The sequence below is a fragment of the Chryseobacterium soli genome (genome assembly GCF_000737705.1).
GTDB lineage: Bacteria > Bacteroidota > Bacteroidia > Flavobacteriales > Weeksellaceae > Chryseobacterium > Chryseobacterium soli.
Genome location: NZ_JPRH01000012.1, coordinates 33,718 through 47,932, shown reverse-complemented (window position 1 = coordinate 47,932; position 14,215 = coordinate 33,718). Strand labels below are relative to the sequence as shown.

Below are 14,215 nucleotides of genomic sequence, written 5' to 3'. Positions count from 1 at the left end.
ACTTGAAGCTCAATATAAAAATTATTTTGAAAAATATTATTAAAAATTAATTTTTGGCACGATATTTCAATGTAAGAAGCCAACTCATGTTTAATTTGAGTTTTCATGGTTATTAGTTTTTATCCTCGGAGAAGTCCGAGGATTTTTTTTATTCTTTTCTGTAGAAATTTCTATCTCTTTTTTATACCCCATAATTTTATCAAGATTTATTTTTTATAAAAATATAATTTTCCTATTGTCTGCTTTTTCAAATATGAAATTTGATATTGTTAAGATGTGGATAACTTTTTTATTTGCTTAATGTATAGGTGTTTATAATGTTAATAACTTGTATTTTTATAGTGAATAACTTTCTTGTTTGATGAAATAATTTTTAAGCATTGGGAATATTCTTGGGTAATAGAAGAGTTGATTTTTCTATTATTAGAATTGGTTGTATTAAAAAAATCTTAAAATATAATCCGTTTGAAATATTGGCATGTTTTTTCAATATATGAAAGTAACTCATGTTTAATTTGAGTTTTCATGGTTATTAGTTTTATCCCCGGACTTGTCCGGGGATTTTTATTGATTCCCATTAATAAATTTACTCGTACTTCTTTCGGATGTATGATCATTAAATATTAGATCTTGTTATTCCTTGCTGATCTTGTGAGGAGGCTTGGGTTAGATCTGTGGCTTTTTCGATATTTCTTAAAATTCTATTCAGTTTTTTCCATTTGCTGTATTCTATTACCCGAAGCTTATTTCATTAATTGTTTTAAGTTTTTAATGTAAATTTTTTTTGTGGTTAAAAGAGGTGTTAATGCGCTGTGTTTTATTTAATTATTAAAATGCTGATTCCATGTTTGTTAAAATGTGGATAACTTTCATATTAGATTTATTATCAGTTATTTATAATGTTGATAATTTATAAAATTGTGGTTGATAACTTTTATATTACTGAAATAAATATAGGTTAATTGGGTGTTTTTCAGTGATAAATGCGAGAAAACTATTTATTATAAAACTCAATATGGATAACTCTTATTTGTTAAGATGTGGATAACTTTATTATTGTGCTTATTTTGAGATTGTTGTATTCTTGATAAGTCGGAAAATTAAAGTTGATAACTTTCTTTTCAAGGCAGAAGGTGGTGTTTTTGTGGTTATGGTATTAAGAGGAAGACCTGAGATTATTTTTTTGTTTCTGAATTTTGAACCTACGATTTGAGAAGTATTAAAAAAATCATAAAATATAATTTAATAAAACTATTGGCACGTTTTTTCAATGTAAGATAGCAACTCATGTTTAATTTGAGTTTTCATGGTTATTAGTTTTTATCCTCGGAGAAATCCGGGGATTTTTTATTTCTGTAAATAAGAAGTTGGATTGTTGCAGTATTAAGGAACCTATGTGTTGTGTTCAAGCTGTATTTTCTACTGCTTGCTAATGATATTTTTTAGCGGGATTAATCAGAGTGCAGCCAGATAGTCTAATGTGTGAGTTGGGAATAAAAAAACCTCTAATCATTGATTAGAGGTTTAAGAGGTACCTAGCGGATTCGAACCGCTGTAGATGGTGTTGCAGACCACTGCCTAGCCGCTCGGCCAAAGTACCATTTTTGAAGTGTGCAAATATAACAAAAAAATTCATTCAACAAAAGTTTTTTATGCAATTTCTTTTGTGCCGATGGCGTTTATATCGCTTTTTGCCTGTCTATCAGCCTCATATTTTTTGATGCTAATCACTCGTGTGTTGCTCCAGTTGTCATGCCATCCGTTATATCCGAAAAAAGAAAATGGATCAAAAGGAACAAATCTCGAGATTGTTCGGATAAAATAATCCTGTAATGTAGGTTGGGTGCCGTCAGTACTCAAAACTTTCGTTCCGGTGATATACTTTCCTACTGTCCTCCCTTTTGTAAAATATTCCATTGAAAATAAATAAATGAAATAGACTGCTGATGTTAAAAGGATATCCTGAATCCTGTTCATTGAGCTCAGTTTATCTGTTATATTGACGAAAAATTCAATATTAAGCAGTTCATAGATCAATACAGAAAATACTCCGTATAGAAAAAACAGTAAATAGATCATAGCCCTATCTATCAGCAGATTTGCAAATCTAATACCTAATGAAGCTTTATTATCTTACGATTTTTAAAATTTTTTTCATGGTTATGTTTTTAGTTTATAAACTTAAAATCCGTTAACGATAAGCCTTAATGTAGCATTAGTATCAATTACAGCGGTGATTCCTAAAGGGTTCAAAAGAATGCTGCTGGGTTTCACATTGAAAACTCTTCCGGTCATCTTTAAGCCCTTATAATATTCTTTATTGAATGATTCTTCAATACTTTTTTTGGAAGTCTGTTCCAGTTCCAGTGTAGGAATTCCGTATTCCTCTTCAATCATTTTTACAATTTTTCCTTTAAAGAGCAGGGTAGCGGTCTTCTGTAAGATATTTGCAGTCCTAAGATTGAATTTGGTATTAGACAGCACAATTTTCTTTTTTACTTCATCATATACCGGTATTCCCGAGATAAAAGCTTTTCCATTAACGTAGCCTTCCGTTTCAGCTTCGATCATCACGCGGTTTTCTACGCCGTATACTTTAATATCTTTGATTTTAATTTTGGAACCTCTTACATCATATTCTTTGTTTAAAAACATATTTCTCGCAATATTCGTTGCTTCAGAGAAAGGAACATTCGCTGTTGTCTGCAATATAAAATGATCTGCAAGAACGGGGGTGGCAAGAAAGTTGGGTGGTGTTTTCACCGGTTGGGAAGACGTTGGCTTACTTCCTGTAAACGTTTCGGAATAAATATCAATTCCAATATTAGCATCAATTTGGTTAGCGTAAAATGTAAGCGGAGTGATATTTACTCCTACAGGGCTTACTTTCAGCCAGGTGTTGTATTCTTCTGAAATATTGAAGGGTTGCGAAAAAACATTCCAGGCCATTACTGCATACTGCTGGAAGTTCAGCTGTGTTGCCATTTGCTGGTCAATTGTTTTAGCAAATTTTTCCTGTTGCTCCTTAAGATTTTTTTCTACCACAGAGGTAATGGGAATTTTAATTTTTCCATAGTCCAGAACGGGTTTTGTAACCCATTTAAAACCGTTGGGCTGGGTATTGGTAGCAATCGTCCAATTATTTCTTAAGCTTAAAGAGGTATTAAAAGACATTACGGTTTCAAAAGTTGTATTCTGATAGGTGTACACTCCCAATGTGCCGATTCCTTTTTCTGCCCATATTTTTAATGGAACTTCAATCAGGAGATTCTGATTGGTACCACCTACCAAGCGGATAGGTCTTGTTTTCCATACTTTAACCTTAAACTGGTCATTGTTATTGTCTGTGTAAGAATCATCCTGGTAGATCAGTTCTTTTACAGACGCATTAATCATATTACTGATTTCCGAAAGCGGAATGGTAACAGGCATCGTAATACTTGACTTGATCTTTGGAAAATTGTAAGCTGCCAGCTGGTTGTCGACATTGGTCTGCCCGAAAATACTAATACAACTTAATAAAAATATGATGGTGATAAGTCTCAATTCTTTATGATTTTTATGTGAAAATAATACTATTTTACTGATTGGACGTAAAGCTTCGCTCGAGTTCAATACTTGCTCCTTTCATTTCTCCCTGCATCGGCGGGGATGTTTTGGTAATTTTTAATTTGATATAGCTAACCTGGGGAAAACTGTTATGAATCTTTGAAATGATTCTGCCGGCTGCATGTTCCAGTAATTTTGATTTGATATTCATCTCGTTATGGATAATCTCATTGATATCTGCATAGCTTATGGTATCGTGCAAATCATCTGTTTCAGCAGCTTTCCATAGATCGGTGTGCAGTTCCGCATTAATAATATAATAGGTGCCAATGATGTTCTCTTCCGGAAGAACACCGTGGTAGCCATATATTTTTACATCTTCAAGATATATTTTACTCATTGCCTTAATTTTTGTCAAGCAAAAATCGTTTTAATTCTTTAAAATCTGAATTAATTTCCACAGTTTTTTTCTCTCTGCTCATTAAATCTCCCAGGGAATCCGGAATCTTAATTTCGACCTTTGTTGCTTTTTCCACGGCATCAGGAAACTTTACCGGATGGGCAGTACCTAAAATAAACCCTTTTTTATCAGGATGTAGGGTAAGATATTCTTCCAGAGAAGCATACGCAACAGCAGCATGGGGGTCAAGCATATATCCATATTCCGTATACACTTTTGCAATAGTTTCCAGGGTTGTTTTATCATCAATGGAATAACCAGACACCGTGTTTTTAAGGGTGTTGAATTGATGGTCAAAAAGTTCCAGGATTCTTACGAAATTACTTGGATTGCCTACATCCATGGCATTGGAAAGGGTGGCAACAGTAGGCTTGATGTTAAGGGTTTGTGTTTTAAGATATTGAGGAATTACATCATTTTCATTACAGGCTGCAATAAAATGATCGGCAGGCAGTCCCCGGAAATGAGCCAGCAGCCCGGCACAGATATTTCCAAAGTTTCCGCTTGGAACGCAGATCACGGGAGCTTCTTTTTCAGATTGCTGCCACTGCTTTAAGGCCAGCAGGTAATAGATTTGTTGCGGAAGCCATCTTGCCGCATTAATAGAATTAGCGGATGTTAATAGGATATGATGATTAATTTCTTCATCTGCAAATGCCTGTTTTACCAGATGCTGACAGTCATCAAAACTTCCGTCCACTTCTAATGCTGTAATATTTTCACCGAGAGCGGTAAGTTGTTTTTCCTGAACTTTACTGACTCTGTTTTTGGGATAGAGAATCACCACATCGATTCCCGGAGCTTTATAGAATCCATGGGCAACAGCACCACCGGTATCTCCCGAAGTAGCAGCTAATACAGTGACCTTCTTATTTTCGTCTTGTAAGAAATAGGACAGACATCGACTCATAAAACCTGCACCCACATCTTTAAAGGCGAGGGTAGGACCATGAAAAAGTTCAAGAACAGAAATGCTGTCATTGATTTTTTTCAACGGAATATCAAACTGTATGGTTTCAGCAGTGATTTTTTTTAAAACTTCAACAGGAATCTCGTTGCCAACAAAATCTGCCATACATCGCCAGGCAATTTCTTCATTGGAAAATTGAGATAAATTATTAATGAATTCTTTTTCAAACTGAGGTATCACTTCAGGGAAAAATAATCCTTTTTCTTTTCCCTGTCCTTTAATAGTAGCTGTTTTGAAATCAACCTGCTCGTGTCGGTCTTTTAAATTATAGTAGTTCATTGGATTATTTTTAGTTAAGGGGCTTGTTGCCTTCAGTTTCATTAATGATTTCGATTCCTATTAGGTTAATTTTGGAAACATATACAAAGCTGTCAATTTCAATTTTATCGTAGACCTCTTTCATCATTTTTGCTATATGTTGGGCAGTTTCTTCTTGTTCGGCAAGCATGAAAACGGAAGGCCCCGAACCTGATATGCCGCCTCCCAAAGCTCCCAGCTGAAGGCTTTTTGTTTTGATTTCATCAAATTTTGGAATGAGAATACTTCGTACCGGTTCTATGATCACGTCATTCAGGCTTCTTCCGATCAAGGCATGATCATTTTTTTCTATTCCGGCTACCAAACCGGCAATGTTTCCCCATTGTTTAACAGCATCTTTGAGTAAAATGCTTTTTTTTAATATTTGTCTGGCATCAGAAGTTTTTACTTCAACCTGAGGGTGAACGGCTGCCACAAATAAATCCGGAGACTGTAGGGGGATAATATCTATAGGATCTGAAGATTTTACCAGTGCAATACCTCCATAGATACAGGGGGCAATATTGTCTGCATGCCGGACTCCGGATGCGAGCTCTTCCCCAAACATAGCAAAATGTACAATTTCTTCCTTAGATAATCTGTCTCCTAGCAATATATTGGCTCCAAAGGCGGCTCCGGCGGCACTTGCCGCGCTGGAGCCGAGCCCGCTTCCAGGCTTAATATTTTTATGAATAATGACTTCAAAACCGTGTTTGAGATCAAGTTCTTCCTGAATTTTTAATAAAACAACTCCGGCAACATTTTTTGAAGCTTCTTCGGGGAGCCCATAATGATCCGTATGCCTGATGATGATCTCTGGATTTTCTGAAATACTGATTTCCATTTCATCATAAGGTTCATGGACAGCCATTCCTAAAATGTCAAAACCACATACAAGATTGGCGACTGTAGCAGGAACTTTTATTTTTATCTTTTTCATATTTTTTAGGTATAATGATTATTTTTCATCATCTCATGATCAATAATAAAAGATGATGATAAGTCTAAAGTCTGGAATCTGATGTCTAAAATCTGAAATCTAACATCTATTATTCCCTCAAACCGCACGCACAATATCTGCAAAGACACCACTTGCGGTAACGTCAGCTCCCGCTCCGGCACCTTTCACAACCAGTGGCTGTTCAGAATATCGTAGGGTTTTAAAGATGACAATATTATCTTTTCCATACAGGTGGTAAAGATCGTCTTCAGGAGCAATATGCTGCAGGCCTACCTGCGCTTTGCCATGGTTGAAGGTGGCAACATATTTTAATATTTTATTCCCTGCTTTCGCTTCTGCTACCAGGTTTTGAAAATGATCTTCATATTTCAGCAACATCTGGTAGAAATTGTCCACATCTCCCTGCATACATTCTTCCGGAAGAAAACCAATATTTTCAATCTGGTGGAATTCCAGCGGATATCCGGCTTCACGGGCGAGGATCAAAATTTTCCGGGCAACATCTGTACCTGCGAGATCCAGCCTTGGATCAGGTTCTGTATATCCTTCTTTCTGTGCCTGGGCTACCACTTCCGAAAATGGAATGTTTCCGTCATAATTATTGAAAACAAAATTCAATGTGCCACTTAAGACCGCTTGTATCGACGTAATTTTATCCCCGCTTCTGATCAGGTCATTAATGGTTCCTATAATAGGAAGACCAGCCCCTACATTGGTTTCAAAGAAAAATTTACAGCTGTGGTTCTTAGCAGTATTTTTAAGACTCTGGTATTTTTCAAAATCTGATGAAGCGGCAATTTTATTACAGGCAACGATGTTGACACTTTTTTTAAGAAGGCTTTCATAAATCTTCGGAATTTCTGCACTGGCGGTAACATCTACAAAAACAGAGTTTCGAAGATTACGGGAAATAATTTCTTCAGCAAATTTTTCGATAGAAGCTTTTTCTCCATTTTTGAGATGCTCCAGACATTCGTCTTTAGAAATTCCTGATTCCGGAAAGCACATATTCCGGCTGTTGGAAAGTCCTGCAATCCGAAGATTAATCAAAATATGTTCTTTAAGATATTCATTCTGTTCGTAGATCTGCTGGATCAGTTTATGGCCCACATTTCCGATTCCGCAGAGGTAGAGATGAACTTGCTTTATTTCGGATTCAAAAAATTCTTCATGAAGAACGTTGACCGCTTTTTTGATATCTTTTTCTGAAATAACAATGCTGATATTTTTTTCTGATGATCCTTGGGCAATTGCTCTTATGTTGATACCGTTATTTCCAAGGCAGCCAAACATTTTTGCACTCACACCGCTTCTGTTTTTCATATTTTCCCCCACAAGCGCTACGATTGAAAGTCCGGTCTCTATTTTTACAGGAGCGATTCTCTTCAGTTTCACATCGTCTGCAAAAGAAGAATTCACTGCTGTTTCTGCATGTACAACATCATTTTCATGGATCGCAAGAGTAATGGAATGTTCCGAAGAACTTTGTGTAATGAGCACTACATTAATTTTTTCCAGGCTCAGGCATTGAAATAATCGTGCTGAAATACCGGGAATTCCTACCATTCCACTGCCTTCAAGAGTTAACAGGGCAATATGGCTCATGTTGGAAATTCCTACTGCCACCGGACTATTTTCTGAATCTGAAGCATTGATATTGTGAGTAACCAATGTTCCTGCAGCCTCAGGTTTAAAGGTGTTTTTTATCCTAAGGTCTATATTTTTTATCATGACCGGCTGGATGGTTGGCGGATAGAGAACCTTCGCTCCAAAATGAGACAGTTCCATGGCTTCATGATACGAAATTTCGGGGATAGGTTTTGCATTAGATACCAGTCTTGGATCTGCGGTCATCATACCGCTTACATCTGTCCATATTTGAAGTTCGTCAGCACTTAAAGCCGCTGCCATAATAGAAGAAGTGTAATCTGATCCTCCTCTTCCAAGCGTAGTTATATTTCCTTTTCCATCTTTCGCAATGAAACCGGGAACAATTATAATATGGTTCTGATGTTCTTTGCAATAGTTCTGTATATTCTTTTCTGTAATTTCAAGATCTACTTTGGCGTTAGTAAAAGCGCTGTCTGTAAGAATATGATCCATCGCATTCATCCAGATAGCATCCAGTCCTTCATACTGCAATCTGGCAGCAATTATATTGGAAGAAAGAAATTCGCCGTAAGAAGTGATCTTATCTTTAATTCTGTTTGTGAATTCTCCTAAGACAAAAATGCTGTTGCAGAGATCTTCGATGTCATTAAAATGTTTTTTAACAAAACTCAGCCATGCGCTTTGATCTAGTACCGGAATCAGTTCTTTTACGAGATTAAGATGCTTCTCTTCAAGTTCTTTGATAAGCCAAATATAGCGTTCATCTTTATGAGAAGCGTAGTTTGCGGCTTTGATTAATGAATCTGTTGCGCCTTGTAGTGCAGAAACAACAACGATGATTTTGTTTTGTAAGGATTCTTTTTTTATAATGTTTTCTGCCTGCAGGATGTTGTTGGCATTGGCAACAGAAGAGCCTCCGAATTTTAGGATTTTCATCACTTATTTTTTTAGGTTATGATCAATTGAATAAATTACTCTTTAAAAAAAGAGCAGGTGTACCTGAAATAATATGTGAAAATATACCCCGTTATGGGGTAGTTGTTGTAGTTGTAATAGAAATAGAAGATACTCCGGAAGCAGAAAGCTTCGCGGTAGAAATATCAGATATGTTTCTTAAATAATTCATTATTACAGAACAAATGTAGAGATTATTTTAGATAACAGGCATTTTTTTTCAATTTTAACATTTTATTTTTGATGGATAAAAGAAATTATAATCCTTGTAAAAGATACTATTTTATGGATGTTTTTTATATTAATTCTTTTAATAGTGATTAATTTTAGTTTCAAATGAAATATTTATTATATTTATAAACTAAACTATATCAAATTATTATGAAAAATCTAAAAAAATTAAACAGAGACAATTTGAAATCAGTAAATGGTGGTGGAACTTGTAATTATGTATGTCCTCCGGGACCTTACGGACCTGGATTCCCAAAATCATGTGCAGATTATGATGCGCTGCCAACGTGCTGCAAGTCTAAGGTTTTATTGAGCTACGAATGTTCTCTTGACTAAAATATAAAACACTGTAAAAACAGTGTTTTGTTAATTCTTCTACTGATACTTTTATCACCACCAAACTAAATTACCATGAAAAATTTAAAAAAATTAAACAGAGAAGACCTGCGATCACTTAACGGAGGCTTGTTGGTCGATTGCCAGAGAGATCTGGATTGCGGGCCTACGGGTTGTGCCTGGTGTACAGATCTCAGAGGACGCAGGGTTTGCCTATACTTATATGATCCGCTTGCGTGTCCGGTTCTTACTCAATAATCAACGCAAATACTAAAACTAATACCATAAACGACTATGAAAAATCTAAAAAAATTAAACAGAGAGCATCTGAGAGTGATTACCGGAAGTATACAGCCTGATCAATGTCAGAAAGATCTTGATTGCGGACCTACAGGCTGTGCACTGTGCGGGGACTTAAAAGGACGGAATGTATGTTTATACATTAACAATCCGATAACGTGTCCTGAAATTGCTCCATTATAACTCATAAAAAACTCAACAAATTAAATAAACAACCATGAAAAATATAAAAAAATTAAACAGAAGAGATTTAGAACAGGTAAACGGATCGGGAGTTTCCCGTTGTGACGGTTGTCCTAGTCATATTGTTTTTGGTCCTGGAGGAGGAGGTTATAATACGTCTAGTGCTTCTTGCGAAGCTTATTTTGGCTTGTCTGAGACCTGTAAAATGTGTGTGATGGTGAGCGTAGATTGTTTTGTTCAAATCTCTGCGATTTAAAAAATGTCGTAAGAGTGAGATTCTATATTTTTAATCTAAACTAAATAAATTATGAAAAATCTAAAAAAACTCTCAAGAATAGAACAAACAAAAATTCAGGGAGGCTTCACGCAAATTCAGATAGATGCTTGTGGTGGTGAAGCATATGTATGTTTCCGAAAAGGAGGCTGGGGTTGTTGGCGAAATCAAGGAGGAACTTGTTATACACCTTTGGTGTAATAGAAATAAAAAAGCACTGTAAAAACAGTGCTTTTCATTTATTTTATACTTTTCGAAAGATCGAGCATTGCCTCAATTGGCTTTAATGCTTTCAGACGAAGTTCTTCTTCGATGATAATTTCAGGAAGTTCGTATTTCATACACAAATACAATTTTTCCATAGTATTACGTTTCATATAGAAACATTCTGAGCAGTTACAGCTTTCATCAAAAACTAAAGCCGGAATCAACTGCTTATGCGGTGCACGTTTTCTCATTTCGTGAAGAATTCCTTCTTCGGTAGCAATGATGAATGTCTGGCAGTCGTCTTTTTCTACATAATCCAAAAGGGCAGAAGTAGAGCCTATAAAATGAGCCAGCTTTAAAACAGCTTCCTCACTTTCAGGATGGGCAATCATTTTTGCATTAGGGTTGTCAGCTAATTGCTGCGCAATTCTCTCCATAGAAAAAGCTTCGTGAACGATGCAGCTTCCATCCCAAAGAATCATATCACGTCCTGTTTTTTTAGACAGATATCTTCCCAGGTTTTTATCCGGAGCGAAAATAATCGGTCGGTCTTTAGGAAGAGCTTCAATAACTGTTTCTGCATTGGAACTTGTTACGATAATGTCACTTTCCGCCTTCGTTTCTGCATTACAGTTAATGTACGTTGCAATTAAAGCATTGGGATGCTGCTCACGCATTTTTCTCAATCCTTCTCCTGAACATCCATCAGCTAAAGAGCATCCTGCCATCGTATCAGGCAATACTACTTTTTTCGTTGGGTTAAGGATTTTTGCAGCTTCCGCCATAAAGTGTACTCCGCAGAATACAATCATATCAGCGTTGGTATCTTTTGCCTGTCTGGCCAGCTGTAAAGAATCTCCAAGGAAATCAGCAATATCCTGGATTTCTCCAGGCTGGTAATAATGCGCTAAAATAACGGCATTTTTTTCTTCTTTAAGCTTAAGAATAGCCTTCACAAGCTCTTTTCCTTGAGGAATCGCGATATCTTTTATATCTAAAAATCCTCTTACAGGAATCGCAGATTTAGCTTTTTCTAATGTTTCGGTACTCATATCAACCTCAATGTTTTGTTTCTTTAAAAGTAGAAATTTTCTAAGCGTTTTTAATGACTACTGATAAAATTTTTTATTAAACTTTCTATTTCTTTTTTGGCGTCGTCCAAATCATTATTGATGACGATCTTGTCAAATTCTCCGGCATATGAAATTTCTTCTTCTGCTTTTTCTACACGGGTTTTGATGGTTTCTGCATCATCTGTGTTTCGTGAAATCAATCTTCGTTCCAGTTCCTCGATAGAAGGGGGTTCAATGAAAATAGAAAGTGCTTTTTCTCCAAAGTATTTTTTTAGAGAAGTACCACCTTTCACATCTACGTCAAAGATGACTACTTTTCCCAGATTCCAGATTTTTTCGACTTCAGATTTTAACGTACCGTAATATTTATCAGTGTATACTTCTTCAAATTCAACAAATGCATCTTCTGCAATTTTTTGTCTGAATTCATCGGGACTTAAAAAATGATAATCTACCGCATGAATTTCACTTCCTCTAGGTTGTCTTGTCGTGCATGAAATTGAGAATTCCAGTTCTGAAAATTGTTCTAAAGAATGTTTTACAAGGGTTGTTTTCCCACTTCCCGACGGCGCCGAAAATATAATAACTTTTTCCATATAGCTGCTGGCTGACAGTTGATAGTTGCCGGTTTTTATGTATCAACAGACAACTATTAACCATCAACTTTTATAATACGTTTAGCGTTTGTTCTTTAATTTTTTCAAGATCATCTTTCATCATTACGACTAATTTCTGAATTTCAGCATGATTGGCTTTTGAACCTAATGTATTGATCTCTCTTCCGATTTCCTGAGAAATAAAACCTAATTTTTTTCCGTTGAAATCTTCATTATCCATTACCTCCTTATAGTATTTCAAATGCTGTGTCAGTCTTACTTTTTCCTCAGAAATATCCAGTTTTTCAGTAAAATAAGCCATTTCCTGATAAAAACGGGTTTCATCTACGTTTTCGAATTCTTTCAGAGACTTCTGGTAACGTTCTTTCACACTGTTGATTCTCACTTCTTCAAAAGGAATGACTTCAGATAAATATCTGTCGATATTCTGAATATTCTTTTCCAGTTCTTCGTGTAAGATTTTTCCTTCTGTTTTTCTGAAGTTTTCAAATTTATCTACAGCGTTGCTCACGATCTTTGCCAGCGATTCCCATTCTCCTTCTGTAAGCTCATCAGGTCTTGATGTGATCGCATCCGGAAGACGTACTGCCATTTTAAGATACTCAAATTCAGGAGCATCGGAAGCAATGTTGCGAAGTTCGTTCATATAAGAATCAATAAGATTTTTATTGATTTTTACATCATTGGATTCTTCAAGATTCTCGATATTGATATAGCAATCTACTTTTCCACGGATAATTCTGTCGTTAAGAATTTTCCTGATTTCAAATTCCTTCTCTTTATATCGCAACGGTATCTTGATGTTTAAATCAAAGCTTTTGCTGTTCAGTGACTTAACATCTACGGTTATTTTTTTTCCTTCAAAAACATCTTCGGCTCTACCAAAGCCGGTCATTGATAAAATCATAGTTTTTTATTGTCGTACAAAGATAAACATTTAAATTAGCACTGTGAAATCGTTGTGATTTGGAAAAGACAAACAATAATGGAGATTTACGATTCCATATGACCCTTACAAAACAAATAAAATAGCCTACCTATGAAAAATTTGATTTCTGTAGTAGGACCCACCGGAATTGGAAAAACAAGGCTGGCTATTGATCTTGCTAATTATTTCAAGACTGAAATTATTTCTTGTGACTCGCGTCAGTTTTTTCAGGAAATGAAAATAGGTACTGCTTCACCATCAGAAGAGGAACTTGCCGAGGCACCTCATCATTTTATTGGAAACCTATCGGTACAGGATTATTATTCTATCGGGCAGTATGAAGAGGATGCCCTGAAAAAACTCAATGAGCTTTTTGAACATCATGAAACCGTCATTCTTGTCGGTGGAAGTATGATGTATGAAAAAGCAGTGATTGAAGGATTGAATGATCTTCCCGAAGCCAATACTAAAAATCAGGAAAAATTACAACAGATTATGGATACTGAAGGAATTGAAAAACTTCAGGAACTATTGAAAGAACTGGACCCTGATTATTACGAAGTCGTAGATTTTCATAACCACAGAAGGCTTTTAAGAGCAATTGATGTCATCTGGCAGACGAATAAAAAGTATTCTGAACTGATTGCTGTTTCCCAGGATTCCAGAGATTTTAAAGTTATCAGAATTGGGATTGAAGCTACCCGCGAAGAACTGTATGACCGGATCAACCGAAGAGTGGATATTATGATGAAAAAAGGCCTGCTGGAGGAAGCCAAAGGTCTTGAAAAATATAAAGGTCTGACGGCTCTAAATACGGTAGGCTACGCTGAATTATTTAAGTATTTCGACGGAGAGTGGGATTTAGATTTTGCCGTTTCTGAAATTAAGAAAAACAGCCGGCGGTATGCAAAACGCCAATTGACCTGGTACCGGAAAGCGGATGATATTCATTATTTGAAATTGGGATATTCGCAGGAGGATTTTGATAGATTGATTGAATATATTACTCTACAAACTCAAAAATAAATGTAATTTTTAACCATTAAAATTTTTATTAAGAGGTTAAGAATATTAAGTTTGGATTTGTCTTAAGTCTTAAAATCTATTTTATTTTTCTTCATTGTCCTTAATGGTAGAATTGTCATTCTGACGAAGGAAGAATCTTTTGCACGCTAGAAATAGATTCTTCACTTCACTTTGTTTCGTTCTGAATGACAGTAACAGTATAAGTGGAAATAAATCTTTCTTTCAATTAAAACAAAAA

Annotated in this window: 15 protein-coding genes and 1 tRNA gene; 6 read left to right on the top strand and 10 right to left on the bottom strand. The window is 35.7% G+C overall.

The window, feature by feature from the left end; translation table 11 throughout:
• Positions 1 to 1,529: 1,529 nt before the first annotated feature.
• The 7 genes from IW15_RS20020 to thrA all read right to left on the bottom strand — a co-directional run bounded on the left by IW15_RS20020 (position 1,530) and on the right by thrA (position 8,784).
• Positions 1,530 to 1,600 (bottom strand) — tRNA-Cys (locus tag IW15_RS20020).
• 50 nt (positions 1,601 to 1,650) lie between these two features.
• Positions 1,651 to 2,112 carry an RDD family protein gene (locus IW15_RS20015; protein WP_228384412.1) on the bottom strand — a complete coding sequence of 154 codons (462 nt, stop codon included), beginning with the start codon at positions 2,110 to 2,112 and terminating at the stop codon, positions 1,651 to 1,653.
• Between the two features lie 69 nt (positions 2,113 to 2,181).
• Entirely contained in the window at positions 2,182 to 3,546 is a 1,365-nt protein-coding gene (locus IW15_RS20010) for a DUF4403 family protein (protein WP_034714994.1), read from the bottom strand.
• A 34-nt stretch (positions 3,547 to 3,580) separates the two neighbouring features.
• Positions 3,581 to 3,949, bottom strand: a complete 369-nt coding sequence (folB, locus tag IW15_RS20005) for a dihydroneopterin aldolase (protein ID WP_034715228.1) — start codon at positions 3,947 to 3,949, stop codon at positions 3,581 to 3,583.
• Positions 3,950 to 3,953: 4 nt separating this feature from the next.
• Positions 3,954 to 5,258 carry a threonine synthase gene (gene thrC, locus IW15_RS20000; protein ID WP_034715226.1) on the bottom strand — a complete coding sequence of 435 codons (1,305 nt, stop codon included), beginning with the start codon at positions 5,256 to 5,258 and terminating at the stop codon, positions 3,954 to 3,956.
• A gap of 10 nt (positions 5,259 to 5,268) precedes the next feature.
• Complete coding sequence (locus IW15_RS19995; RefSeq protein ID WP_034714992.1) at positions 5,269 to 6,216, bottom strand: homoserine kinase; 948 nt, start codon at positions 6,214 to 6,216, stop codon at positions 5,269 to 5,271.
• 117 nt (positions 6,217 to 6,333) lie between these two features.
• Entirely contained in the window at positions 6,334 to 8,784 is a 2,451-nt protein-coding gene (thrA, locus tag IW15_RS19990) for a bifunctional aspartate kinase/homoserine dehydrogenase I (RefSeq protein ID WP_034714990.1), read from the bottom strand.
• A 399-nt stretch (positions 8,785 to 9,183) separates the two neighbouring features.
• Here thrA and IW15_RS22655 point away from each other — a divergent pair, with 399 nt between their 5' ends.
• The 5 genes from IW15_RS22655 to IW15_RS22895 all read left to right on the top strand — a co-directional run bounded on the left by IW15_RS22655 (position 9,184) and on the right by IW15_RS22895 (position 10,327).
• Positions 9,184 to 9,369, top strand: a complete 186-nt coding sequence (locus tag IW15_RS22655) for a bacteriocin-like protein (RefSeq protein ID WP_131368605.1) — start codon at positions 9,184 to 9,186, stop codon at positions 9,367 to 9,369.
• Positions 9,370 to 9,444: 75 nt separating this feature from the next.
• A complete protein-coding gene (locus IW15_RS22650) occupies positions 9,445 to 9,627 on the top strand; it encodes a bacteriocin-like protein (protein ID WP_131368604.1) in 183 nt (60 codons plus the stop codon).
• 36 nt (positions 9,628 to 9,663) lie between these two features.
• Positions 9,664 to 9,852: a bacteriocin-like protein gene (locus IW15_RS22645; protein ID WP_131368603.1), complete on the top strand. Its 189-nt coding sequence runs from the start codon at positions 9,664 to 9,666 to the stop codon at positions 9,850 to 9,852.
• 34 nt (positions 9,853 to 9,886) lie between these two features.
• Positions 9,887 to 10,108: a hypothetical protein gene (locus IW15_RS22640; RefSeq protein ID WP_131368602.1), complete on the top strand. Its 222-nt coding sequence runs from the start codon at positions 9,887 to 9,889 to the stop codon at positions 10,106 to 10,108.
• Between the two features lie 51 nt (positions 10,109 to 10,159).
• On the top strand, positions 10,160 to 10,327 hold the full coding sequence (locus IW15_RS22895) for a bacteriocin-like protein (protein WP_165585233.1): 168 nt from the start codon (positions 10,160 to 10,162) through the stop codon (positions 10,325 to 10,327).
• A 38-nt stretch (positions 10,328 to 10,365) separates the two neighbouring features.
• Here the strand turns inward: IW15_RS22895 and nadA are convergent, their stop codons facing one another.
• The 3 genes from nadA to IW15_RS19975 all read right to left on the bottom strand — a co-directional run bounded on the left by nadA (position 10,366) and on the right by IW15_RS19975 (position 12,930).
• A complete protein-coding gene (gene nadA, locus IW15_RS19985) occupies positions 10,366 to 11,385 on the bottom strand; it encodes a quinolinate synthase NadA (RefSeq protein WP_034714989.1) in 1,020 nt (339 codons plus the stop codon).
• Positions 11,386 to 11,435: 50 nt separating this feature from the next.
• Positions 11,436 to 12,002: a guanylate kinase gene (gene gmk / locus IW15_RS19980; protein WP_034714986.1), complete on the bottom strand. Its 567-nt coding sequence runs from the start codon at positions 12,000 to 12,002 to the stop codon at positions 11,436 to 11,438.
• 70 nt (positions 12,003 to 12,072) lie between these two features.
• Positions 12,073 to 12,930, bottom strand: coding sequence for a YicC family protein (locus IW15_RS19975; RefSeq protein ID WP_034714984.1), 858 nt, complete (start codon positions 12,928 to 12,930; stop codon positions 12,073 to 12,075).
• Between the two features lie 132 nt (positions 12,931 to 13,062).
• On the opposite strand from IW15_RS19975, the gene miaA reads away from it, so the two are divergent.
• On the top strand, positions 13,063 to 13,977 hold the full coding sequence (miaA, locus tag IW15_RS19970) for a tRNA (adenosine(37)-N6)-dimethylallyltransferase MiaA (protein WP_034714983.1): 915 nt from the start codon (positions 13,063 to 13,065) through the stop codon (positions 13,975 to 13,977).
• Positions 13,978 to 14,215: the final 238 nt, after the last annotated feature.

Bases quoted from the DNA above. Each gene is read 5' to 3' on its own strand.
- folB (WP_034715228.1), bottom strand. From the start codon at position 3,949: ATGAGTAAAATATATCTTGAAGATGTAAAAATATATGGCTACCACGGT.
- thrC (WP_034715226.1), bottom strand. From the start codon at position 5,258: ATGAACTACTATAATTTAAAAGACCGACACGAGCAGGTTGATTTCAAA.
- IW15_RS19995 (WP_034714992.1), bottom strand. From the start codon at position 6,216: ATGAAAAAGATAAAAATAAAAGTTCCTGCTACAGTCGCCAATCTTGTA.
- thrA (WP_034714990.1), bottom strand. From the start codon at position 8,784: ATGAAAATCCTAAAATTCGGAGGCTCTTCTGTTGCCAATGCCAACAAC.
- IW15_RS22655 (WP_131368605.1), top strand. From the start codon at position 9,184: ATGAAAAATCTAAAAAAATTAAACAGAGACAATTTGAAATCAGTAAAT.
- IW15_RS22650 (WP_131368604.1), top strand. From the start codon at position 9,445: ATGAAAAATTTAAAAAAATTAAACAGAGAAGACCTGCGATCACTTAAC.
- IW15_RS22645 (WP_131368603.1), top strand. From the start codon at position 9,664: ATGAAAAATCTAAAAAAATTAAACAGAGAGCATCTGAGAGTGATTACC.
- IW15_RS22640 (WP_131368602.1), top strand. From the start codon at position 9,887: ATGAAAAATATAAAAAAATTAAACAGAAGAGATTTAGAACAGGTAAAC.
- IW15_RS22895 (WP_165585233.1), top strand. From the start codon at position 10,160: ATGAAAAATCTAAAAAAACTCTCAAGAATAGAACAAACAAAAATTCAG.
- nadA (WP_034714989.1), bottom strand. From the start codon at position 11,385: ATGAGTACCGAAACATTAGAAAAAGCTAAATCTGCGATTCCTGTAAGA.
- gmk (WP_034714986.1), bottom strand. From the start codon at position 12,002: ATGGAAAAAGTTATTATATTTTCGGCGCCGTCGGGAAGTGGGAAAACA.
- IW15_RS19975 (WP_034714984.1), bottom strand. From the start codon at position 12,930: ATGATTTTATCAATGACCGGCTTTGGTAGAGCCGAAGATGTTTTTGAA.
- miaA (WP_034714983.1), top strand. From the start codon at position 13,063: ATGAAAAATTTGATTTCTGTAGTAGGACCCACCGGAATTGGAAAAACA.